The sequence below is a fragment of the bacterium genome (genome assembly GCA_024224155.1).
In the GTDB taxonomy this organism is placed as follows: domain Bacteria; phylum Acidobacteriota; class Thermoanaerobaculia; order Multivoradales; family JAHEKO01; genus CALZIK01.
In genome coordinates, this window is the sequence record JAAENP010000099.1 from 43,973 (window position 1) to 65,709 (window position 21,737).

Consider the following 21,737-nt stretch of genomic DNA (forward strand, 5'->3'; position numbering starts at 1 on the left):
TCATGCCGAACACCAAGACCGAGAGAATCGTCATCGAGCCCGTCACCCGGGTCGAGGGTCACGGCAAGGTGACGATCCTGCTCGACGAAGACCGAAAGGTCTCGGAGGCTCGCCTCCATATTGTCGAGTTTCGCGGTTTCGAGCGGTTCATTCAGGGCCGTCCGTTCTGGGAGCTGCCGGTGCTGGTGCAGCGCCTGTGTGGAATCTGCCCGGTGAGCCATCATCTCTGCGCCGCCAAGGCGGTCGACGGCATTATTGGAGCGGATGAGCTCACTCCGACCGCCGAGAAAATGCGTCGGCTGATGCACTACGGCCAGATGTTTCAGTCTCACGCACTGCACTTCTTCCATCTGGCCTCGCCCGATCTTTTGTTCGGATTCGACGCCCCCGTGGAGAAGCGCAACGTCATCGGCGTCATTGCTGAGCATCCGGACCTGGCCGTCCAAGGCGTCATGATGCGCAAGTTCGGCCAAGAGATCATCAAGGTCACGGCCGGCAAGAAGGTGCACGGAACCGGCGCCATTCCGGGCGGCATCAACAAGAACCTGTCGATCGCTGAGCGCGACGTCTTACTGGCCGAAATGGACCAGATGCTGGGGTGGAGCCTCGAAGCCGTGAAACTCGCCAAGGGCTATACCCTCGACAATATCGATTGGGTGGCGGCCTTCGGCTCTTTCGACTCCAACCACCTGTCCATCGTTCGACCGGACGGTGCCATGGACCTGTACCACGGCAATCTCAGGGCGGTTGACTCCATGGGCGACTCGATCATCGATCAGGTGGATCCGAACGACTACCTGGACGTCATCGCCGAAGAAGTCAGGCCCTGGTCGTACATGAAGTTCCCGTTCTTGAAGAAACTCGGACCGGAGACCGGTTGGTACCGGGTCGGGCCGCTGGCGCGAGTCAACACTTGCGACTTCATCGACACGCCGCTTGCCGAGGGGGCCAGGAAGGAGTTCTTCGAGGCGATCGGAGGCGGGGTTGGCGCTCCCTGCAACGTCACCATGGCCTACCACTGGGCTCGGATGATCGAGCTCCTGCACTCCGCCGAGAAGATCGGTGAGTTGCTCCACGACCACGACCTTCAGGGCGAGGACATCGTGGTTCCGCCGGGCGAGCGCCGGGAGGAGTTCGTGGCCATGATCGAGGCGCCGCGGGGAACACTTACCCACCACTACCGGGTTGATGAGAGCGACCAGGTCACCATGGCGAATCTGATCGTTTCGACCACTTGCAACAACGAACCGATGAACCGCGCTGTGCGGGGAATCGCGGAAGAGCACCTGTCCGGAGTGTCCGAGATCACCGAGGGCCTTCTCAACCACATCGAGGTCGGGATTCGCGCGTATGATCCTTGCCTGTCGTGCGCGACTCACGCGATGGGACAGATGCCGCTCGAGGTGACCCTGCAAACCGCCGACGGCCAGACCATCGATCGGAGAACCAAGCCCTAATGCCGAATTTCCGGACGTTGGTCCTGGGTTGGGGAAACCCCGGCCGCGGCGATGACGGATTGGGTCCGGCTCTGGCCGGAATAATCGAGGCCCAGGCCGACGACGGCCTCACGGTCGAGTCGGACTACCAACTGCAGGTCGAGGATGCGGCCGAGATCGCGCGCCACGACCGGGTTGTCTTCGTCGATGCGGACCGAAGCGGCCCCGAGCCGTTCTCGTGCCGCCGGCTCGCCCCGGCCGAAACGGGGCTCAGCTTCACTTCCCACAGCGTCAGCCCCGAGGCTCTGCTGAAGTTGACCGGCGAGCTGTTCGGCAGAGAGCCGGAAACCTGGTTGGTGGGGATTCGAGGCTATGACTTTGACACGTTTGACGAGACTCTGAGCCCGCGCGCGCGGGCCAACCTGGCAGCGACTGCAGGTTTTCTCAGCGACGCCTTGCGCGATGGGTGTTTTGAGGAACGACCGGGTCCGGGGCGGAGCGAGTCAACATGCGGCGGCCGACCGGCCGATTCGGAGGATGTGAAATGACCGAGAAGAAGCCGTTGGTTCTGTGTATCGACGATGACCCCGATATTCTTTCGTACTTGGAGATCGTCCTGGAAGCCGAAGGATTTGATTTCGCCGGCGCCGCGAGCGCCGAAGAAGGACTGCTCGAGTACAAGAAGGCCGTTCCCGATGTGATTATTCTCGACTTGATGATGGAAGAGGTCGATGCCGGGACCGGTTTCGCGAGAGAGCTCAAGCTGCTCGACAACGAGGCCCCGGTCTTCATGCTGAGCTCCGTCGGCGACAATCTCAGCATGACGACCGACTACGCCGCCCTGGGGCTCGCCGGGATCTTCCAGAAGCCGCTCGAGAAGGACCGCCTGTTAGCGGTTCTGCGTGCGGCGCTGCCGGCCGTCGAAGCTACAGGTTGAGACCTCGCGCCGAGGCGACACCGGCGGCCTACCATCGGTAGCCAAGACGGTCGGTCTCCGTGCCGACCGAACCGCGCCGCGATCTAAGAGGGGGTCCTTTCCGGTCGCGCGTTGAGGGCTGCCTCCCGATCGAGCGGAAGCGTGATCGTGACTTTGGTGCCCTGCCCCTCCTCGCTGCTCAGATCGAGCTCGCCGGCGTGACGTTCGACCGTTTGTTTGACCAGTACGAGACCCAGGCCGGTGCCGAGTGCGGTCGTCCGGCGGGCGTTGCTCGCTCGGAAGAACTCGCGGAAGAGTTTGCCCTTCTCGTCGCTGGGGATTCCGATGCCGGTGTCCTCGACCTCGATCCTCACCGAGGCGGTGTCGGGGTGCTCGAAACGGACTTCGACCCGGCCTCCCTCGGGCGTGTATTTGATCGCGTTCGAGACCAGGTTGTCCATGAGGCTCTCGAGAAGCCCGAGGCCGCTGGCGATTGGGGGTAGGTCGGCATCGGCGGGGACCCGAAAGGCGGGAGCCTGTGCGGCGGCTTCGTTCTTGAAGGTCTGTTCGGTATAGCGCGCCAAAGCGCCGAGGTCGACGACCACGTCTTCGATCTCGCGGCTTCGATCCCGGGTCCGGGCAATGGCCAGGAGTTCGCCGATGGTCTGGTTGAGCGCTCTCAGCCGGCTCTCGAGACGATCCAGGTGATCTCTCTGCGGCTCGGCCAGCTCACCCAGATAGCCCTCGGTCAGGAGGTCTATGATGCTCAGGCCCGCGGCCAGGGGAGCCCGCAAGTTATGCGCAACCTCGAGCATGAACTCGGTGCGCTCGCGCATCAGGGTCTCGATTGCCTCATAGGCTCGGGCGTGATCGATGGCGATGGCCACGAGCTCGGCTGCGAGCTGAAGAAAGTCGTGATCGCGAGCACTGAACCGGTCGCACGAGCGGTCGTAAAAGCCCAAGGTTCCGATCACCCGGTCCTCGACCTTCAGTGGCGCCAGCACCGCGGACCGGATCCCGAGCTCGCGCAGCTCTTCCTGCAGCTGCATCTGGTCGCCGCTTTCGAGGCGGCTCTCCAAGAGGATCTTCTCCTCGACGACCCGCTGGTTGATCGGGCTTTGGTCCACGTAGACGACCTTGTCGGCGGTGACACTGGCGGGAAGGCCATGAGCCGCCACGTAACGAAGCTCTTTGCCGTCTTCGCTCAGGAGTTTGACCGCGACGGCTTGGACTTTCGTGACCTTGGACAGCTCTTCGGTGACCGTCTCGAGTAGCGGCTGCATCCGCCGCTCCGCGCCGATTGCCGAGAGCATGCGGTAGAGGCTTCTCAGTCGGACGTTGGCCCGCGCGACGCTGGAGGTCGCGTCGGCGAGATCTCCGACCCTGGCCCGGAGACGGTCCGCGAGGCGGCCGACAATTCCGGCCGTAAAGAAGAGGGTTGCAGTGAAAGCCGACAGGACGACTATCGCGTAGGGCGGCTGATCGAGATAGTGGAGCGGCGCCGCGCGGTAGGCGACATGGTGGCATTGAAGCCAGCCTCCGATCTGTCCGATGAGAAAGATCCAGAGTCCTCCGGCGGCGACACCGGCCAGGGCGTAAGCGGTGCCGGTCGGAAACTGGATCGCGGCGATGATGACGTGGAAGATGAGGAACACCGATAGCGGGCTCGAGACACCGCCGGTGTAGTAAATGAGTAGGAACATCGCCGCGTAGTCGACGAACACCCCAGTCGTAGTGAAGATCCGATTCAGGCGCGGATCGGCCTCGATCCGATTGCGATGACGGCTGTACACCCAGGCAAACAGAGCGTTGTAGGCGGGGCTCGCAAGAGCAATGATCAGGATCGGCACGACCTGAAACTCGAAGCCCAGTGCTCTCCCGGCGGCGACCGCGACGATCATCAGTGGAGCCACGGCCCAGCGCAGGCGGATTTGCCAGAAGCCCTGATGTCCCCAGAGCCGCGGCAGACCGTCACGTCCTGCAGCCAGGTCCAACGTGAATCGCCTTCTGGGACGTTTGCGGCGGTCGATGTTCATCACCGTCCTCAGGCCCAAGCTCGGACCAAGGGTACCCTCGGCTGATCGGTTGGCGGAGTAGTGGCCGGCCCGCGGGCGGCTTCCATGGTGCACCACTCGGCGCGCTCTGAGACTTCGGTGAGAATTGGCGACGAAAGACGATGGGCCATACTGAGCTCTCAAGTCTCGCTGTTGATCCGGCGGCGCTCAAGCCGTTGTCGACGGACCCGGCGCGGGACGTCACCGTTCGAAGAAACCGCATTTCAGCATGAAATGCGGCCCGGTGCGCGGCAATACCCGAAGGGGTGGGCCTCACGACGGCGGAACCAGCGCCGCCACCGGCCAGGAGTCCAAGCGGGTCACCGTGCCTGCTGCCAGGACGGGAGTAGCGAGCGTATGATCACGCTCGAGGTTGACCTTGTCTTCGGCTACGACACAGCGCTTGCGCCTCGAGATTTCGGGCGCGGTTCAGGGGGTTGGATTCAGGCCCTTCGTGTATCGCCTCGCCCGTGAAGCACGGATTGCGGGCTGGGTCCTCAACGACAGCCGGGGTGTCATCCTGGAAGTGGAGGGTGGGCATGCGGTGCTCGAGCGATTTGCCGAGAGAGTCCGGAGTGAGCATCCGGAGCATGCAGTGCTTGATCGTTTCGACTCGGCCTGGCTCGAGCCGGTGGGCCTGAGCGGCTTCGAGATCCGATCGAGCGAAGGAGCTGGAGACAAGACAGTGTCGGTGCTGCCGGACATCGCTACCTGCGGCCAGTGCCTTCGGGAGGTACTCGGCAGGGACAATCGACGCTACGGTTACCCGTTCACCAATTGCACCGATTGCGGACCTAGGTTCTCGATCATCGAGTCGCTGCCGTACGACCGCCCCAATACGACCATGCGCGGCTTTATCATGTGTGAGCGGTGCCAGCGGGAATACGAGGACCCCGCCGATCGGCGCTTCCACGCTCAGCCCAACGCCTGTGCTGAGTGTGGTCCTCGCCTCACTCTCGCGAATAGCGTGGGCAGAGAACTGGCTCGCGGGGAAGCAGCCTTGAAGGCGGCGGCGGCGGCGGTTCGCCGGGGACGAATCGTCGCGGTCAAGGGCCTGGGCGGGTTCCACTTGATGGTGGATGCGACTGACGGCGAGGCAGTGGCCTTGCTGCGTCGGCGCAAGGGTCGCTATGAAAAACCACTGGCTCTGATGGTGCGCCATCTCGACGAGGTCCGCGCCCTGGTCAAGGTCGCGACCGCGGCGGCTGATCTCCTGACTTCGTCACGGGCCCCGATCGTGCTTCTGCCCAGGCTTGCCGAGTCGGAGATCGCCGACGGAGTGGCTCCCGGGAATCCGAACCTGGGTGTAATGCTCGCCTACACCCCGCTTCACCATCTCTTACTGGCTGAAATCGACAAGCCGGTGGTAGCTACCAGCGGCAATCTGTCGGACGAGCCGATTGCGATCGACAATGAAGAGGCACTGGCGCGGCTGGCTCGAATCGCGGACTTGTTTCTCCTACACGACCGGCCGATCGAGCGTCATGTCGACGACAGCGTGTTCCACATGGTGGAAGAACAGGCCCAGCCACTTCGGCGGGCGCGAGGCTGGGCACCACTGCCGGTTTCGGTGCCGGCGGAGTTGCCGTGCATTCTGGGAGTGGGTGCACATCTCAAGAACACCGTAGCGCTCGCCGTCGGTGACAAGGTTTTCATCAGCCAGCACATCGGCGACATGGAGACGCCCCAGGCGGTCGCGGCCTTTGAGCGCGTGATCGAGGACTTTCTGGATCTCTACGAGGTGCTGCCGGTAGCGATTGCGCGGGATCTTCATCCCGACTACCACTCGTCTCGTTGGCCGGCGGCCACGATTCTCAAACCACTGGCAGCGCTTCCGACGATCGCGGTGCAGCATCATCACGCCCATCTCGCCGCCTGCCTGGCGGATAACGACGAGCCGGGCAAGGCGCTCGGCGTGATCTGGGACGGGACCGGCTATGGCACCGATGGCTCGGTGTGGGGCGGCGAGTTTCTCTCGGGGGACGCGGCCGCCTTCGAGCGCGTGGCCTCGCTGCGACCGTTCCGACTGCCGGGCGGCGATGCCGCGGTGAGAGAGCCTCGACGGGTCGCGCTGGCTCTGTTGTGGGAGACCTTCGGCGAGGCTGGGTTCGAGCGCCACGATCTGGCCTCGGTTCGAAGTTTCGAGAACGGCGAGCGGGCGCCACTGGCCCGGATGCTCGCGAGCGGTTTCGGCTCGCCGGTGACCACCAGCGCGGGCCGGTTGTTCGACGGTGTGGCCGCACTGCTGGATTTGCGCCAGAGGGTGGCGTTCGAGGGGCAGGCGGCGATGGCGCTCGAGTTCATCGCGGACCGCGAGGAGCGGGGTGCCTATCCGTTGCCTCTCGAGTCACGTGAAGCCGGTAGCGAGACGAGCCATCACGACGGCTTGTCGGTGGCGCTCGAACTGGACTGGCGGCCTCTGGTCGAGGCGGTGCTTGGCGATTTCCGGCGGGGCATCGCAGTGGGTATCATTGCGGCCAGGTTTCATCGTGCTCTGGTCGAGGCCATCGTGGACGTCGCCAGCGAGCTGGGAGAAGAGCGCGTGGCTCTCGCCGGAGGGTGCTTTCAGAACCGGCTGCTGTCGGAGTGGTCGGCCGAGCGGTTGCGTCGGGCCGGCTTCGAGGTTCTGATGCATCGACGGTTGCCGCCCAACGATGGCAGTATCAGCTTTGGACAGGTGGTTGTTGCAGCGGCCCGGCTCGAGAGAGGAGTCTGAACAATGTGTCTTGGCGTTCCAGGCAAGGTGGTTTCGATCGAGGAGAATCCGCTCGGCATGAATATGGGCCGAGTCAGCTTCGGCGGCATCGTCAAGGAGGTGTGCCTCGCCTACACGCCCGAGGCCGAGATCGGGGACTATGTCGTGGTTCATGTCGGCTTCGCGATCAGCAAGATCGATGAAGACGAGGCGGCGAAGGTGTTCGAGTATCTGAGGGAGATGGACGAGCTCGGCGAGCTCGAAGTGCCGCAGCCGGGCGAGGTCCCAGGGGACGAGACTCGTGGGGGCGCGGCATGAGGTTTGTCGACGAGTATCGCTCCGAGCCCGAGGCCCGGAAATTCGTCGACGCGATCCATGGTGTTGTTACCAAGCCCTGGAGCTTGATGGAGATCTGCGGAGGCCAGACCCACACTCTGATCAAGTCCGGCATCGATCGGCTCTTGCCGGAGCAGGTGACGTTGGTTCACGGCCCGGGGTGCCCGGTGTGCGTGACGCCGCTCGAGCAGATCGAGCGCGCCCTCGCGATCGCCCGGCGGCCGGAGGTGATCTTCACCTCCTTCGGCGACATGTTGAGAGTGCCCGGAACGTCGGCGGATCTCCTGAGTGTCAAGTCGCAAGGCGGCGACGTCCGCATCGTCTATTCGCCACTGGACGCGGTTAAACTCGCGGAGCAGAATCCGAACCGTCAGGTGGTGTTTTTCGCCGTCGGCTTCGAGACGACGGCGCCTGCTAACGCCATGTCGGTATGGACCGCCCACAGACAAGGATTGGAGAACTTCTCGATTCTGTGCTCGCACGTTCTGGTGCCGCCGGCGATGGAGGCTATCTTGAGCGCGCCGCACAATCAGGTACAGGGTTTCATGGCCGCGGGGCACGTCTGCGCGGTGATGGGCTACTGGCAGTACGGGCCGATCGCCGACAAGTACGAGATTCCGATCGTGGTGACCGGATTTGAGCCGTTGGATCTGCTCCAGGGCTGCTACATGACATTGAAGGCTCTCGAGGAAGGACGCTCGGGCGTTGAGAATCAGTACACACGGTCGGTCACCTACGAAGGCAACCGGCCCGCGCAGAGACTGCTTCGCCAAGTCTTCGAGCCGTGCGACCGTGCCTGGCGGGGCATCGGTTCGATCCCGGAGAGCGGGTATCGGCTGCGATCTGAGTATGCCACCTACGACGCCGAGACCCGATTTGACGTTGGCGATATCGAGGCCGCAGAATCCGAAGAGTGCATCGCCGGCGAGATCTTGCAGGGCTTGCGGAAACCGCACGAGTGCTCGGCCTTCGGATCCAAATGCACACCGGAGAATCCTTTGGGCGCGCCGATGGTGTCGTCGGAAGGCGCTTGCGCGGCGTACTACCACTACGGCCGGGTGAAAGTCTCCTGACCGACCACTCGGAGAGTAGGGGAGTCATGTCCGACAAAGATCCACTGCCCAGGTTCGCCGGCTCCTGCCCGATCCCGATCAGCGACTATCCGATGGTGCAAATGGCCCATGGAGGGGGTGGGCGACTTAGCCAGATGCTGATCGAGAAGCTGTTCGTTCCGGCCTTCGACAATCCGGTGCTCGAGAATCTCCACGACGGGGCGGTGCTGGGCCTGAGTTCGGGGTCGGAGCGCTCTCCCGGGCAGCAGCGGCTGGCGTTTTCGACCGACTCGTTCGTCGTGCGGCCGCTCTTCTTTCCGGGTGGCGACATCGGATCGCTCGCGGTTCACGGCACGGTCAACGACGTCGCGATGTGCGGCGCCAAGCCGATGGCGATCTCGGCCGGCTTCATTCTCGAAGAAGGCTTCGCGATGGGAGATCTCTGGCGAATCGTCGAGTCGATGCGGGATGCCGCCCTAGAGGCGGGTGTCTGGGTGGTAACCGGCGACACCAAGGTGGTCGACAAGGGCAAGGGGGACGGCGTCTACATCAATACCACCGGCGTGGGTCTGCTGCGCGACGGCGTCGAGATCTCGCCCGAGGGGGCGTCGGTCGGCGACAAGATCCTGATCAACGGACCGATCGCCGAGCACGGCATCGCGATCATGTCGGTTCGGGAGGGCCTCGAGTTCGAGACCCGGCTCGAGACCGATTCGGCGGCCCTCTATCCGTTGGTCGAGCTGCTTCTCGACAACTTGCCGGATGACCTGCGGGTGCTCCGGGATCCCACCCGCGGAGGAGTCGCGAGCGCTCTCAACGAGATCGCCGGTCAATCGAACGCGGGCGTCCTTCTCGAAGAGGATCGGATTCCACTGTCCGAGGAGGTCCGCGGTGCCTGTGAGATCCTGGGCTTCGATCCACTCTACGTAGCCAATGAGGGCAAATGTCTGGCCATCATCGCCGCCGATCGTGCCGAGGAAGCGCTCGAGCTCTGGCGCTCGCACCGCCTCGGCGCCCAGGCGGCAATCATAGGCGAGGTCGTCGACGACCACCCCGGCCGTGTCGTCCTGCGCTCGTCCATCGGCGGCCTGCGAGTCGTCGACATGCTCTCCGGCGAGCAGCTGCCACGCATCTGCTGACCGGTCAAGGTTCCTTGTCGGGGCCTCTGAGGTACCTCACCAGGAAGACAAAAAGAACCAGGAAGGCCATGAGAAGCAGGTACTCCAGCCCCTTGGTCTCGAAGATATTGACGTAGTAGTAGGTCTCCATTTCTCGTGCTCCCTACACCGTGGTCGATGGTATCGGCGCGCCGGCTCTGGCTCGCTGCGCAGGCAGCTCATGCGCTTCCCGGAGAACCGGCATTCGAAGCACGATCCAGCGGAACACCCAGATTTCCGTGAACACCACCATCAGCGTCACCACGATCTCCTGCCAGGACGGGTAGTAGCGGACCGCCGCGGTCCAGTTGTAGGCGATGACCGAGGTGTTGAGACGATTGAGGATGATGCCCACCAGAGCCATGACGGCGGCAACGCGCACCGTGCCGACACTGCGGTTGCGCACGCCATAGGCGAAAAGTACACACGGAAACAGCACGAAGCCCAGTATCTCGACCAGGTACCAGGCGCCCCAGCCGTCGGTGAGCAAGGTCCACTGCCGGTCGTGGACGAAAGTGAGCAACTTGAAGAAGTAGTAAACGAAGAGCGAAATCGCGGCTCCTTTGCCGAGCCCGAGAATGATGTCTTCGAAAGTATGGTGCTTGGCGGGATCGATCTGGTCCTTGAACACGCGATGGCTGATCGTGCCCTCGACGATGATCATCGACAGACCGGCAAAGATGCTCGATACCAGGAAAAAAATCGGGATGAACTCCGAGTACCACAGGGGATGGATCTTCGATTTGGCCATGAGAAACAGGGCGCCGAGGCCGGACTGGTGCAGGCTGGACAGCGTGACACCGAAGATCACGGTTCCCAATGTCAGCGCGCCCAGGATCCGGCGGAGTTTCTTCCAGCCCGCCCACTCCGCAATCACCGGGGAGAACTCCACCAGCTCGGCCAGCATGTAGAGCATGAAGTGCCACGACACGAGGAAGAGCACGGAGTTGTAACCGAAGGAGTTGCCGATGATCGGATTGATGATGTGCCAGGGCCGGCCGAGATCCAGAACCAGCGCCCCGGCATAGAACACATAGGCGAGAAGACCGGAGAGCACCGTGGGCCTGACGATGGGGTGGTACTTCTCGAGCTTCATCACGTAGACGGCGAAGGTGATTGCGTAGGCACCGCCGGCGAAGGCCACGCCAGTGACGACATCGAAGCCGATCCAGAACCCCCAGGGGAATTCCTGAGAGAGGTTGGTGACCGCTCCCAGGCCCTTTGTGAACCGGACCACCAGAATGCCGAGGCCGAGCAGGATGACCGGGATCGAGATGACGTTAAAAGGAGTCAGCAGCTTGCCCTTGGGCCTGGCCTCGGAGAGCAGCAACCTGCCGAAGCGCCTGAGCTCTCCACCAAGATCGCGATTCTCCAGCATCGACGGCCTTCTCACGGCTCCGACTCCTTCTCGGCGAGCAAGCTCAAGCCGAGAAGCAGTGCCGGCAGTCCGAAAAGGACAAGCGGCACGCCGTAGAGAAAATCACGGGTGAACTCGGGATAGGGAGTCGTCCCGAGATCGGTTCGGAAACCCAACTCCTCGAAGGGCACTGCCGATAGATACAGCCAGCCGGTACCTCCCACTTCGTGCTCGCCGTAGATGTTGTGAACGTACTTGTCTGGATGGTTGTAGATACGAATGCGGGCGATCTCCATCAGGTCGCGCTTCCTGCCGAACATCAGCGCGTCGGTCGGGCAGGATTCGACACAGGCCGGTTTCTTGCCCTCTCCCAGCCTTTCCCAGCACATGTTGCACTTCTGGATCTTCGGATTCCACGAGTTGTACTCGAACTTGGGGATCTCGAAGGGGCAGGAGACCATGCAGAAACGACATCCCATGCATTTGTCCGGATGCCAGATCACCGGCCCTTTGCGGGTCTTGTGCATGGCGTTGGTGAGGCACGCCGCGGTGCAAGCCGGTTGCCAGCAATGCATGCATTGTCTCTTGACGAACACCTCGCCGCGGCTGGTTTCATAGCGATTGACCACCATCCACTGATGGTCTGAGGTCGGTCTTTCGTGCTCGAGCAGATCGTCGTTCTCGATGTCGGGTACGGGGAGATCGTGAGTCAGCGAGCACGAGCGCTCGCACGCGCGGCAGCCGATGCAGCGGGTGGTGTCGACGAGAACGCCCCAGAACTCAGGGCTGTCCGGTTCCGGAGGGGAGTCAGCTCTGGCCGGCCCGGTAGCCGCCGCGGCTCCGGCCGCTCCGGCGAGTTTGAGAAACCCTCTCCTATCCATGCTGATCCCCTTCTTTCGCGTCGGAAGCGTCTGCCTTGTGGCAGAGGCTGCAACCGCGTGACGCGTCTCGGCCGGTGCCGCCTTCGTGGCATTCGAAGCAACTCCGGTGAATGACGACCTTGGCACTCAGGGTCTCGTCGGCAATGGTGGTGGGTGACGAGTGGTGGCAGGCTGAGCAGGCCTGAGGAGAGGCGGGCGGAGCTTCGGACAGGTGACAGGTCTGGCACTCGATCCAGAAGTCATCGAAGTACTCCTGATGGGGAATGCTCAGTGCCGCGGCGTTGGTCTCGTGATGGCAGGTAACACATTCGATCTCGAAATCGGAGGCGTGCATCGAGTGAGGAAAGTCGACGGTTCCCGCGACCGTGAAACTGGTGATGACCTCGGGCGGCTCGCGATCGAGCTCCGGGGATTGGCTTTCGGCCGGCAGCGCCATCAGAAGAGCGGTCAGGACGACGGCTGGGCGGAACGCGAACATTTTTCTTCGGCTCGTCCGATGCTTCCGACCGCCGGTCATGCGGCTTGCGAGTTCAGGAAGGCGTGGGCGAAAGCGGACCACGCGAGGTCGAAGGAGCGACTCTCCTCGTTTGCGCCGGGCTCCTGCGCGTCGCCCGCTTCCTGTTCGAGAGCTTGCGCAGCGGAACGAAGTTTCACGATCTCCTGCTCGTACCAGGGCACCGCATCGCAGCCGATAGTCAGCTCGGTCAGATCCGCACTCAGGTTGTCGGGCTCGACCGAGCAGATCCAGCCCAGCTGGTAGGGACGGCGCCTGAGCAGGTCGAGGTGATAGGTGAGCTCGTGGTTTGCCCGCGTGATCTTTCCGTCCAGTGGCGAAGGAAAGGTGAGCGAGCGCTCGCCCCTCGAGATCGTAAACAGTGGTGCCCCCTTTCTGACCTTGGTGCCCGGATCGGGGAAGGTGATGTCGTCCGTCGGTCCGAGCGACTTGTGAATGAAGTCGTCAAGGCCGATTCGGGCTTCGCCGTTGACTTCGACGCTCACCCAGGTGTGATGGGGCGAGACGAAGATGCCGCCGGGAACGTTGACCACATGATTGGACTCGGATTCTTGAGACGAGGCGGTGACCAGGCGCACCCTGGGTGGGGTCTGCCGCTCGATTCGGTCCTGGCGCCGGATGACGAGTTGGTCGGTGAAATCGACCAACTCGTCCTCGGTGAACGGTTTCTGCACATAGTCCATGGCGCCGTACTTCATCGCGTCGACCGCGGACTCGATCGTGGCATAGCCGGTGATCATCACGACGTCGATGTCGGGTCTCAGATGCTTCGAGGCCTTGGTGACGTCCAACCCGTCGAGACCCGGCATCTTCAAGTCGGTGAAGACGAAGTCGTAGTCGTTCTTTCGTAACAGGCTCAGAGCCTCTTGGCCCGTTTCGACGGTGTCCACCGAGTAGCCTGCCAGGACGAGGATCTTGCGGAAGCTGTCGAGGATTACCGGTTCGTCGTCGATCGCCAGGATTCTGGCCTTGGGCTTTTCGACGGTCACCCGCTTCAGACTCCGGGCCTCGTCTGCGAACTCGAGCTTGAGTCCGATGTCCAGCGCCTTCTCCCGCTCTCTGCGCTGGCGAGACTGCTCGATCTTCTTGAGCGACACGCGCAGTGCCAGGTCGACGAGAAAGAAGACAACAACTGTGAGGATGACGAGAACTGCAACCATGGTGCTACTCCATCTGAAGCCAGCGTTGATCGAGGAAATCGAGCTCGCGGTCGAGGTTGTCGGGGATAATCCGGGTCAGCCAGCCCTTGCCGAACGGATCTCGATTGATGAGCTCGATCGAGTCGCGGATCAGCGGATTGGCGGTCAGTACGATGCCGCTCAGCGGAGACCTGACCCGGTGGACTATCTCCCCGGGAGTGAGAATCCGGGCGAGAAGTCTGCCTTGCATCGTGCGCTGTTCGGGCTCGAGCAACTCGATCGTTTCGATTTCGCCGAGCAGGTCCGGGAACGTCTCGGCCAGGCCGAGAGTAGCCGAGCCGTCGGAGTCCAGTCTGGCCCACGAGTGTCGACCGAGAAAGTAGCTGGGCGCGCCCGGCACGGCGCCGATCCCACTGCCGGCCGTGCCCGGTGCGGTTCCGAGCTTCTTGTCTGAGAACTCGAGGGCCCGTCGCACGACCCCCAAGAGCTCGCCGATGTCGAAGGGCTTGGCGACGAAGTCGAAGCCGCCCTTGCGAAACGTCATCAGGGCGTTGTCGAGCGTCGCGTAGCCGGTGATCACCACCACCTCGATGTCGGGCCAACGGTCTTGAATCAGCTCGAGGAGGTCGAAGCCCGAGGCTCCGGGAAGCTTGAGGTCCGATAGAACCAGGCGGCATCGAGTATCTCGCAGGATCTCGCAGGCCTCGTTGACGTCGTTCGCCGTCACGACCTCCAGATCGTCCTCTCTGAGGATCTTCCGAGCGGCGGCTACCACTACCGGCTCGTCCTCGACGACCAGAACGTCGATCCGTCGGGTCATCGGGCCTCCTCGGCGTCGGTCAAGCCGGTTCCGGGCTCTGCCGGAAGAAGCAGCGTGAAGGTCGTGCCGCGCTCGGGCTTGCTGTTGACCGACACCGTGCCGCCGTGCTCCTGGACAATCCCCCAGACAACCGCCAGCCCCAGACCGGTACCTTCGGTGGCTTTGGTCGTGAAGAAAGGCTCGAAGATCCTGTCGATGTGGTCGCGCGGAATTCCGCAACCGCTGTCTGCTACCTTGATCTCGACCTGCCGGCCGTTCTCCGGGTCCATGACGTCGGAGGATATGAAGATCTCGCCGCCCCCTTCACCGATGGCGTCTGCGGCGTTGACGAGCAGGTTGATCAGCACCTGTACGAGTTGGTTTCCATCTCCCATCACCCTGGGGAGCTCCGGCTGCAGGGTCTTGGTGACTCCGATATTGCCGACACTGAGTTGGTTGTCGACGATGTCGAGTGATCGCTCTATAACCTGGTTGCAGTCTATGTAGGTCTTGTGGGTCGGTGCTTGTCGTGAGAAATCGAGTAAGCCCTTGACGATCTCGCGACACCTCTTGGCCTCGCGAACAACGGTCACGAGGTCTTGCTTCGTTTCTGAATCGTCGGGTGCGCGTTTGAGCAGGAAGCTGCTGTAGGTCAGAACTCCGGTCAGAGGGTTGTTGATCTCGTGCGCGATTCCGGCCGTGAGCTGACCGAGCGACGCCAGTTTGTTGGACTGGTAGATCTGCTTTTGCGCCTCAGCCAGCTTCTCGGTCATTGTGTTGAAGGACTCGTCGAGCTGGCCGAACTCGTCGTTGCGCTTGACCTCGAGCTTGTAGTCCAGATTGCCCGAAGCCACCGCATCGGTGGCTTTCAAGAGCTGCAGCAACGGCTTGTCGACGAGGAAGCGGAACAAGATCCAGATGATTGCGCTGGCGGCAAGGATGGCGCTTGGAACCAGGATCAGCGCTCTGTTCCTGTTTGCGGCCATGTGGCGGTCGACGCTTTCCAGCGACATCGTCACGTCCAGGACACCGAGGACCGTCTGAGCCGCAGGGTGCGCGTGGCATTCACCGTTAGAACAGCTTGTCTCGTTATAGATAGGGTTGATGATCCCCAACGTGCGGAAGCCGTTTTCGGTCATGAAGGTACGAGTGCGTTGGCTCATCGACAACCGCTCGAGTGGTGCGTCAGCGGCATGACAGGCGTAGCAAGACTCCGCGTCCTTGTCGACGAAGGTGCCGATCAGCAGTTTGTCGTCGGCGTAGGAGACCTCGCCCTCCTTGTTGAAGACCCGCACTCGGTCGATGCCCTCCTGTCGGCCGATGGTGTCGATGATCTCGTGCACCTGGTCGGGTCGATTCCTGAGCATCGCGTAGCGGGTGCTGCTCTTGATTGTCTCGCTGAGCTGATTGGCCTGGAGCTCGATCTCCGAGGTCATGGCCGCGTGCTGAGATCCGATCAGCCACACGACGAAAAGGCCGAAGGCGAGAAGGGTAGTAGCCGCCACGGCCGCCATGAGTCTGTGACTGATCTTGGGCCTCATCTCTGGGTGCCGGATTCGACCGAGAACAGGTTTCCTGCAATGCAACCACGGCGACGAATGCCGACAGTTGTTCCCGGAGAGTCCCCCCGGCCGAGGTCGCGCCGGTCGGCCGACCCGAGAGGCGGTTGAGGAATGGGCATCGTCACCTCCCTGGAGCGAATCCCGTCCTGGGAGATACTCCTTTCTAACTCCCTAACTAAACCCAGTTTCGAATCCGGGCAAGACCCGGCAGGGTAGTCTCGAGCACCCCTCCGTCGGGTGGGCCGTCTCTTCGTCGTGGACGCTAAGGTGATGGATCGATCGAAGCGCAAGTGCGTTGGATCTGCTGACCGGGAGAGAGACGAAGCTTCCCAGCTCAGGGGGCCACGGCGGCCGCTGCGCGGGCCTCGGCCGGAAGTGAGTTGCGCAGGGGCAGTGACACCGTGATCTTCGTTCCAGCGCCTTGTTGGCTCGACAGGGCGACGCTTCCGCCGTGCAGCTCGATGGCGGCCTTGACGATGGTCAGCCCCAGACCTGTTCCGTTGGGTTCAAGGTGTTTCGCCTCGGGTCCGCGAACGAACTCCAGAAACACCCCGGGCTGGAGATCCTCAGGGATACCGATGCCCTGGTCCGCCACGGTGATCGTGGTCCGCTCTCCAGCCGGGACCACCGATACCTTGACCTCGCCCTCGGGGCGAGAGTAGCGGATCGCGTTGTCGATCAAGTTGTCGAACGCGAAGCGAAGGTCGGGCGGCACGCCCCAGCGCAGTATCGGCCTTCCCTCGAGGTTGGAGATGAGACGGACACCGCGGCTCCTGGCGAAGGGCTCGAGGGAATCCAGCGCCGCGGCGAGGATGTCGTTGATGTCCACTCCGCGAGTCCACGGTGCCCGCTCCTGCCCTTCCCGGATCTTGGCCAGCTCCAGGAGATCGTTGACGATCGCCAGCAGATGATCGGCCCGCTCGACAGCACCCGACAGCAACCTTCCTCCTCGTTGTGAGCGGGGATCTACGAAGCCCTGTGTGAGTACCTCGAGCAAAGTCTTGACGGTGGCAAGCGGAGAGCGCAACTGGTGCGCCGAGATCCGCATGTAGTGCGACTTCCTGTGTTCGAGGTCTCGGATCTCGTTCAACACGTGCTCGAGCCGGACGGTTTTTCTCCGCAATTGCAGAGTGGTTTCCCGAAGCTCGACACTCTTCAGCTTGGATCGCTCGGTGACGGTGCCCATCAGATAGACGATCCCGAAAAGCGCGACGATGAGCGCCGCCAAGTTGAAGTCGCACAACCGGCCGCAGGCCGGAGCGGCAGGATCGAGGGTCTGACGCGCCAGCAGGCCGTATGATTCCGCAAGATGGAGAGCGGCCGCACCGGCGCAAGCCCCGGCCGCGATCTCGTACATCGTTCGAGTGGACAGCATCGTCGTGCCGATGGCCATGTGAAAGACGAAGAAGATCAAGGCCGGGCTTGCCAGGCCGCCGGTGAAGTGCACGGTCACCAGCAGCATCGTGAGGTCGAGAAGGATCTCGGTGATGCCGAGCACCTTCAACCGAGTATCCGAGTAACTCTCGCGCTGCTTGCGAAGGAAGAAGTGGAAGCAGAAGTTGTAGGCGCCCACAATGACGGCGACGATCAGCAGGCTCGGCCACAGATGGGGTAGCTCCAGGAGGTCTCCAAGCAGGGATGCAGCGGCCAGCCCGCCGGCCGCCAGCCAGCGGAGCTTCTCGAACCAGCGCAGCCGTTCCAAAAACTCGGGGGGAAGCGTGAGAGCTTGCATTCCGATCAGCCTTGAGCGCCGGCAGAGCGCCGGCTGGAGATCCCGCTGTGCTTTCAGGCTCGCCGGGGCGCCAGGACGTCCTCGATCACCTCCAGCATAGTCTCGGGTGCGACGGGCTTCTCCAGATAGCGGTCGTGGGGAACGTAAGAGTCCTGGACCTCCATCCGGAAGTCGTAGACCTGGTCCACGGCGGTGAGCATGATCACCGGAATATGGCTGGTCTCCGGATCGGCCTTGACTCTACGGGCCACGTCGAACCCCTCGGACAGATGGTTCATCATCACGTCCAGCACCAGAACATCTGGTCTCTCGCGTTGAAGCTGGACCAAGGCCTCGGTCCCATTGGCCGCAGTCACGACGTCGAAGCGGGTCTCCAGAACGGCGCTTAGCGCGTCAACGAACACGGCATCGTCGTCCACCAGAAGTACTCGTTTTCTCTGCATGGTGTTCTCCGTCAGGGGCGGAGCATTCGGATCACGAGATCCGCAGCCTCGGTAACCGCGCTCCGCATCGGTTCGGACAGCCCCGGTCGTACCTCCTCGAGCTCGGCGGCGGTCTGGGCCGCCACGATGGTGACCCGGATGCCGCTCGCGTCTTGAAGCTCCTTGAGGAGATTGGTGGTGGGGAACTGGTGAAATGAGTAGTCGGCGATCTTTTTTTCTGGGATCTCATCCACCGAGATCTCGAATACCTCTCCCGGCGCACGCTCGGGCTTGTCGACCGCGTCGAGAACGATGATGTGCTCGGGACGGCGGTCGAGGAGGGCGATGTCGAATAGGATGCCGCGAATGCTGGTGCCCACGTCCTCGGGGTGAGCGTCGTCGGGGAGATCGCCCCGTTCGCGCAGCCTCTCGATCACCGCCGGTCCGAAGCCGTCATCGCCCAGCAGTACATTGCCGCAGCCGAAGATCAGCACCCTCTTGGTCTCGATCTCCTTGAACATCTAGAAGTTTCGCAGTCTCTCGATCTCTTCTCCTTCGCTGTCGACCAGGCTGATCTCCAGATCCATGCCGCCATCCAGGCGGTGGGTGGCACAGCTCAGTCACGGATCATAGGCGCGTATGGCCATCTCCACTCTGTTGAGAAGTCCCTGATCGTAGTTGGCGTCCTTGATCAACGCCGAAGCCGCCTGCTTGATCGACATGTTGATGGGCGCCTGGTTATGGGTAGTACCCACGATCAGGTTGGCCTTGGCAATCATACCGTCGTCGTCGCCGGAGTAGTGGTGGATCAGGGTCCCACGCGGCGCCTCGACGCATCCCACGCCCTCGCCGGCCCGGACCTCCACCTGGGCGCGGATGTCGCGGCCGGTGATCTCCGGATCTTCGAGCAGCTCGATGGCCCGCTCGCAGTTGTGGACCAGCTCGATCAGGCGCGCCCAGTGATAGAGGAGCGTCAGCTGCGCCGGCCGGCCGAACTCGGCACGGAACAGCTCGAGCTCTTGCTGTGCCTCCGGAGTGCTAATCCGCTCGCAGACGTTGATGCGGGAGAGCGCGTTGCTGCGGTAGATCCCCAGCGGGTCGTCCAGATCCATCGAGAACTGCCCGTTCGCCCAGCGCTTGGCGAAGGGCATCTTGGCGTAGCTCCAGGGCTCGATGTGCTCGCCGATGTGGTCCGTGTAGTCCTCATAGGCAAAGTCGTCGAAGGTACCGTCGGGCTTCATCAGACGGATCTTGCCGTCGTAGATGTCGTGGGTACCGTCGTCGGTCACCGTGCCGATAAAGCCGGTGTTGATGACGCCCAGGGTCTTGACCGTGTCGAGGTACTTGGGGAAGACCTCGGTCTTGGCGTAGTCGATCGAGAACTTGGCGAACTCGAGCTGCTCTCTGGTCTCGGCCAAGAACTCCAGGCGCTCCTCTTCGAGCAGCGGCCGAGAGAAACCGCCGGCGACCGCCGCCACCGGATGGATGACCTTGCCCAGCCACTTCTCGAGCAGCATGGCGCCGCGGTAGCGGTGCTGGACCACTTTGCGAGCCAGCTCGGGGGCCTCCTTGGCGATGCCGATGACGTTGCGGACCGCCGGGTCGGCATCGGGCCCGAGGACGAAATCCGGCGCGGCCAGGAAGTAGAAGTGCAGCAGCTTGTCCGGGATCCAGGCCAGGTGCTGGGCCAGTCGACGCAACTTGACCGCGGTCGGGGGCGGCTCGACCCCGAAGACGCGATCGGCGGCCTTGACCGAGGCCAGATGGTGATTCCACGGACAGATGCCGCAGATACGGTTGACGATGCGTGGCATCTCCTCGACCGGCCGGCCCTCGCAGAACTTCTCGAAGCCGCGCAGCGCCATCACGTGGAACCTGGCGTCGTTGACGTTCCCCGCATCGTCGAGCTCGATCGCTACTCGCGCGTGCCCCTCGATCCGGGTGATCGGTTGGATGTTGATGGTTTGTCCCATGATCTAGAACCTCCCTCGGAAAGAATGATTGCGCATTCGACCGCGCCTACTTGCGGCGAGCCGGTAGAGGCCTCAGGTTCCCGTGGGCGCCGACAAAGCGGTTGAGCATCGCCCGTCGGTCGATCACGCTCCTGGCCTCGAGGCCCACCGACGCCATCGCGCCCATCATCTCGACCAGCGGCTTGGAGCCCTTGCGGATCGGACCGAAGCAACCGCGGCACGACCGGCGAGCCGAGATGCAGCGCGGCACCCCCTCCTTGCCTGCGCAACCGGCTCGCGTCACGGCGCCCAGACAGAGATAACCCTGCTCCATGATGCAGCGCATCTTGTCGAGGGGCTGGTCCGGATCGTAATCGAAGTTCTCGAGCGGTCGCTTGATCGCACCTCCGCCCGACTTCTCCTCTCGGATCATCGGACAGGTGTCGCAGACGCTGCGTTCCGGCAGCGACCATTCGGTTTTGCCGTCGAGAAGCGCCAGCAACGCGTCGGCGATCCAGTCGGGGTGGGGCGGGCAGCCGGGAATGAAGATGTCGACCGTGACGACCTCGTCGATCGCCTTGACGTTCTCCGTGTAGCACGGCACGACATCGGCCGGAGTCTCCGCCGCGTCGTGGGTGGGGCAGCCGCGGTAGACCTTGTCGAGGGTGTCCTCGTTGCTGAACATGTTGGCCTGCGCCGGGATGCCGCCGTTGGTCGCGCAGGTCCCGAGCGCGATGAGAATGTCCACCTTCTCGCGCATCTCCTTGAGGACCTCCTCGTGTTCGGCGTTGCGCACTCCGCCGGAGACCAGGCCCACCGTTGCCTTGGGCAAGGTGAGCTTGTCACCGTCTCCCAGTGAGCCGAAGTACTTGCTGTCGACCAGCGCCGGTATGTGCACGAGCTCGAGCTTCTCCGGTATCAGGTCGAGGATTGGCTCGCCGACGTTGAGAATCGATATCTCGCAGCCGGAGCATGCGTTGAGCCACTCAGAAGCCACTGTCACAGCCATTGATGCACCTCCTTTTCTCGAGGAATAGCTGAATACGTCATCGCTACACCGGCGGCGACCCTTCGACCACGACCTCACTCGCGACTCGCCTGGTGTAGATCTCTAGCTTTTCGTCTTCTTCGACAATCCGGGTCTCGAAACTCTCCTTCTCATACTCCTTCCTGGCCCCGTCGGCCTCGGCTCTGCTTTCGTACTCCCTTCCGTCCCACATGAACTTCTTGCCGTCGATGATGCGAGCTTTCGGTTCAGCCATGTCGAACCCCTTTCAACGCCTCCTAGGAATAAGGACTCGGACCAAGATCTTTGATCTCGTCGGTGAAACTCTCGACGATCTCGGCGAAGCGCTGGGATTCGGACGCCGAGACCCACTCGAGTCGGAATCTCTCCGGCTCGATCCCGAGATCCTCGAGGATCAGCTCGATCGCTTCCGATCGCTGCTGGGCTTTCTCATTACCATCCAGGTAATGGCAGTCGCCCAGGTGTCACCCACAGGCCAGAACGCCGTCGGCGCCGTTGGTGAGCGCGTTGACCACCAGATTCGGGTGGATCATCCCCGAGCACATCACGCGGATGACGCGGATGTTGGCCGGGTACTGCGTTCTCGACACGCCCGCCAGATCCGCTCCGGCATAGGCGCACCAGTTGCAGCAGAATCCGATGATCAGTGGCTCGAAGCCGTTGTCGCTCGTCATAAAACTCCTTTGGCTTTTTCTGAGATTTGCCG

The 21,737-nt window shown here is 62.6% G+C and carries 21 protein-coding genes; 7 read left to right on the forward strand and 14 right to left on the reverse strand.

Features of this window, described 5'->3' with window-relative positions:
- Positions 1-2: 2 nt before the first annotated feature.
- From GY769_05960 to GY769_05970, 3 genes are read left to right on the forward strand one after another with little or no spacing between them, the layout of a single operon-like run.
- Positions 3-1,457: a Ni/Fe hydrogenase subunit alpha gene (locus GY769_05960; protein MCP4201465.1), complete on the forward strand. Its 1,455-nt coding sequence runs from the start codon at positions 3-5 to the stop codon at positions 1,455-1,457.
- On the forward strand, positions 1,457-1,984 hold the full coding sequence (locus GY769_05965; GenBank protein ID MCP4201466.1) for a hydrogenase maturation protease: 528 nt from the start codon (positions 1,457-1,459) through the stop codon (positions 1,982-1,984). Before GY769_05960 ends, GY769_05965 begins: the two co-directional genes overlap by 1 nt.
- The gene (locus GY769_05970) at positions 1,981-2,373 is read left to right on the forward strand and encodes a response regulator (GenBank protein MCP4201467.1); all 393 of its coding nucleotides are present in this window, start codon (positions 1,981-1,983) and stop codon (positions 2,371-2,373) included. The genes GY769_05965 and GY769_05970 overlap by 4 nt, the downstream gene beginning before the upstream one ends.
- 83 nt (positions 2,374-2,456) lie before the next feature.
- Here GY769_05970 and GY769_05975 read toward each other — a convergent pair whose 3' ends face one another.
- Positions 2,457-4,388 carry a GAF domain-containing sensor histidine kinase gene (locus GY769_05975; GenBank protein ID MCP4201468.1) on the reverse strand — a complete coding sequence of 644 codons (1,932 nt, stop codon included), beginning with the start codon at positions 4,386-4,388 and terminating at the stop codon, positions 2,457-2,459.
- A gap of 397 nt (positions 4,389-4,785) precedes the next feature.
- Between GY769_05975 and hypF the strand changes: the two genes are divergently transcribed.
- The 4 genes from hypF to hypE are packed head-to-tail and all read left to right on the forward strand — an operon-like array spanning position 4,786 to position 9,628.
- The gene (hypF, locus tag GY769_05980) at positions 4,786-7,122 is read left to right on the forward strand and encodes a carbamoyltransferase HypF (GenBank protein ID MCP4201469.1); all 2,337 of its coding nucleotides are present in this window, start codon (positions 4,786-4,788) and stop codon (positions 7,120-7,122) included.
- 3 nt (positions 7,123-7,125) lie between these two features.
- Complete coding sequence (locus GY769_05985) at positions 7,126-7,419, forward strand: HypC/HybG/HupF family hydrogenase formation chaperone (protein ID MCP4201470.1); 294 nt, start codon at positions 7,126-7,128, stop codon at positions 7,417-7,419.
- Complete coding sequence (gene hypD, locus GY769_05990; GenBank protein MCP4201471.1) at positions 7,416-8,510, forward strand: hydrogenase formation protein HypD; 1,095 nt, start codon at positions 7,416-7,418, stop codon at positions 8,508-8,510. Before GY769_05985 ends, hypD begins: the two co-directional genes overlap by 4 nt.
- A 26-nt stretch (positions 8,511-8,536) precedes the next feature.
- On the forward strand, positions 8,537-9,628 hold the full coding sequence (gene hypE / locus GY769_05995; protein MCP4201472.1) for a hydrogenase expression/formation protein HypE: 1,092 nt from the start codon (positions 8,537-8,539) through the stop codon (positions 9,626-9,628).
- Positions 9,629-9,770: 142 nt separating this feature from the next.
- Here the strand turns inward: hypE and hybB are convergent, their stop codons facing one another.
- The 13 genes from hybB to GY769_06060 form a co-directional block, all read right to left on the reverse strand.
- On the reverse strand, positions 9,771-11,024 hold the full coding sequence (hybB, locus tag GY769_06000) for a Ni/Fe-hydrogenase cytochrome b subunit (protein MCP4201473.1): 1,254 nt from the start codon (positions 11,022-11,024) through the stop codon (positions 9,771-9,773).
- An 11-nt stretch (positions 11,025-11,035) separates the two neighbouring features.
- On the reverse strand, positions 11,036-11,884 hold the full coding sequence (locus GY769_06005) for a 4Fe-4S dicluster domain-containing protein (GenBank protein MCP4201474.1): 849 nt from the start codon (positions 11,882-11,884) through the stop codon (positions 11,036-11,038).
- A complete protein-coding gene (locus tag GY769_06010) occupies positions 11,877-12,362 on the reverse strand; it encodes a hypothetical protein (GenBank protein MCP4201475.1) in 486 nt (161 codons plus the stop codon). Before GY769_06010 ends, GY769_06005 begins: the two co-directional genes overlap by 8 nt.
- 35 nt (positions 12,363-12,397) lie before the next feature.
- Positions 12,398-13,558 carry a response regulator gene (locus GY769_06015; protein MCP4201476.1) on the reverse strand — a complete coding sequence of 387 codons (1,161 nt, stop codon included), beginning with the start codon at positions 13,556-13,558 and terminating at the stop codon, positions 12,398-12,400.
- 4 nt (positions 13,559-13,562) lie between these two features.
- Complete coding sequence (locus GY769_06020) at positions 13,563-14,357, reverse strand: response regulator (protein ID MCP4201477.1); 795 nt, start codon at positions 14,355-14,357, stop codon at positions 13,563-13,565.
- A complete protein-coding gene (locus GY769_06025) occupies positions 14,354-15,877 on the reverse strand; it encodes a HAMP domain-containing protein (GenBank protein MCP4201478.1) in 1,524 nt (507 codons plus the stop codon). The genes GY769_06020 and GY769_06025 overlap by 4 nt, the downstream gene beginning before the upstream one ends.
- 355 nt (positions 15,878-16,232) lie before the next feature.
- Positions 16,233-17,630 carry a HAMP domain-containing histidine kinase gene (locus GY769_06030; protein MCP4201479.1) on the reverse strand — a complete coding sequence of 466 codons (1,398 nt, stop codon included), beginning with the start codon at positions 17,628-17,630 and terminating at the stop codon, positions 16,233-16,235.
- A 53-nt stretch (positions 17,631-17,683) separates the two neighbouring features.
- On the reverse strand, positions 17,684-18,073 hold the full coding sequence (locus tag GY769_06035) for a response regulator (GenBank protein MCP4201480.1): 390 nt from the start codon (positions 18,071-18,073) through the stop codon (positions 17,684-17,686).
- A gap of 11 nt (positions 18,074-18,084) precedes the next feature.
- Entirely contained in the window at positions 18,085-18,573 is a 489-nt protein-coding gene (locus GY769_06040; protein MCP4201481.1) for a hydrogenase maturation protease, read from the reverse strand.
- A complete protein-coding gene (locus tag GY769_06045; GenBank protein ID MCP4201482.1) occupies positions 18,574-20,025 on the reverse strand; it encodes a Ni/Fe hydrogenase subunit alpha in 1,452 nt (483 codons plus the stop codon).
- Between the two features lie 46 nt (positions 20,026-20,071).
- A complete protein-coding gene (locus GY769_06050; GenBank protein ID MCP4201483.1) occupies positions 20,072-21,013 on the reverse strand; it encodes a methyl viologen-reducing hydrogenase in 942 nt (313 codons plus the stop codon).
- Between the two features lie 43 nt (positions 21,014-21,056).
- Positions 21,057-21,266 carry a hypothetical protein gene (locus tag GY769_06055; protein MCP4201484.1) on the reverse strand — a complete coding sequence of 70 codons (210 nt, stop codon included), beginning with the start codon at positions 21,264-21,266 and terminating at the stop codon, positions 21,057-21,059.
- Between the two features lie 22 nt (positions 21,267-21,288).
- Positions 21,289-21,705 carry a hydrogenase iron-sulfur subunit gene (locus GY769_06060; GenBank protein ID MCP4201485.1) on the reverse strand — a complete coding sequence of 139 codons (417 nt, stop codon included), beginning with the start codon at positions 21,703-21,705 and terminating at the stop codon, positions 21,289-21,291.
- Between the last annotated feature and the right edge of the window lie 32 nt (positions 21,706-21,737).

What these genes read in the sequence shown, in the direction of transcription:
- GY769_06035 (MCP4201480.1), bottom strand. Translation starts at nt 18,073, where the DNA reads ATGCAGAGAAAACGAGTACTTCTGGTGGACGACGATGCCGTGTTCGTT.
- GY769_06020 (MCP4201477.1), bottom strand. Translation starts at nt 14,357, where the DNA reads ATGACCCGACGGATCGACGTTCTGGTCGTCGAGGACGAGCCGGTAGTG.
- GY769_06015 (MCP4201476.1), bottom strand. Translation starts at nt 13,558, where the DNA reads ATGGTTGCAGTTCTCGTCATCCTCACAGTTGTTGTCTTCTTTCTCGTC.
- GY769_06010 (MCP4201475.1), bottom strand. Translation starts at nt 12,362, where the DNA reads ATGTTCGCGTTCCGCCCAGCCGTCGTCCTGACCGCTCTTCTGATGGCG.
- GY769_05970 (MCP4201467.1), top strand. Translation starts at nt 1,981, where the DNA reads ATGACCGAGAAGAAGCCGTTGGTTCTGTGTATCGACGATGACCCCGAT.
- hypE (MCP4201472.1), top strand. Translation starts at nt 8,537, where the DNA reads ATGTCCGACAAAGATCCACTGCCCAGGTTCGCCGGCTCCTGCCCGATC.
- GY769_06005 (MCP4201474.1), bottom strand. Translation starts at nt 11,884, where the DNA reads ATGGATAGGAGAGGGTTTCTCAAACTCGCCGGAGCGGCCGGAGCCGCG.
- GY769_06040 (MCP4201481.1), bottom strand. Translation starts at nt 18,573, where the DNA reads ATGTTCAAGGAGATCGAGACCAAGAGGGTGCTGATCTTCGGCTGCGGC.
- GY769_06025 (MCP4201478.1), bottom strand. Translation starts at nt 15,877, where the DNA reads ATGAGGCCCAAGATCAGTCACAGACTCATGGCGGCCGTGGCGGCTACT.
- GY769_05965 (MCP4201466.1), top strand. Translation starts at nt 1,457, where the DNA reads ATGCCGAATTTCCGGACGTTGGTCCTGGGTTGGGGAAACCCCGGCCGC.
- hybB (MCP4201473.1), bottom strand. Translation starts at nt 11,024, where the DNA reads ATGCTGGAGAATCGCGATCTTGGTGGAGAGCTCAGGCGCTTCGGCAGG.
- GY769_06030 (MCP4201479.1), bottom strand. Translation starts at nt 17,630, where the DNA reads ATGCAAGCTCTCACGCTTCCCCCCGAGTTTTTGGAACGGCTGCGCTGG.
- GY769_06055 (MCP4201484.1), bottom strand. Translation starts at nt 21,266, where the DNA reads ATGGCTGAACCGAAAGCTCGCATCATCGACGGCAAGAAGTTCATGTGG.
- GY769_05975 (MCP4201468.1), bottom strand. Translation starts at nt 4,388, where the DNA reads ATGAACATCGACCGCCGCAAACGTCCCAGAAGGCGATTCACGTTGGAC.
- GY769_06050 (MCP4201483.1), bottom strand. Translation starts at nt 21,013, where the DNA reads ATGGCTGTGACAGTGGCTTCTGAGTGGCTCAACGCATGCTCCGGCTGC.
- GY769_05985 (MCP4201470.1), top strand. Translation starts at nt 7,126, where the DNA reads ATGTGTCTTGGCGTTCCAGGCAAGGTGGTTTCGATCGAGGAGAATCCG.
- GY769_05960 (MCP4201465.1), top strand. Translation starts at nt 3, where the DNA reads ATGCCGAACACCAAGACCGAGAGAATCGTCATCGAGCCCGTCACCCGG.
- hypD (MCP4201471.1), top strand. Translation starts at nt 7,416, where the DNA reads ATGAGGTTTGTCGACGAGTATCGCTCCGAGCCCGAGGCCCGGAAATTC.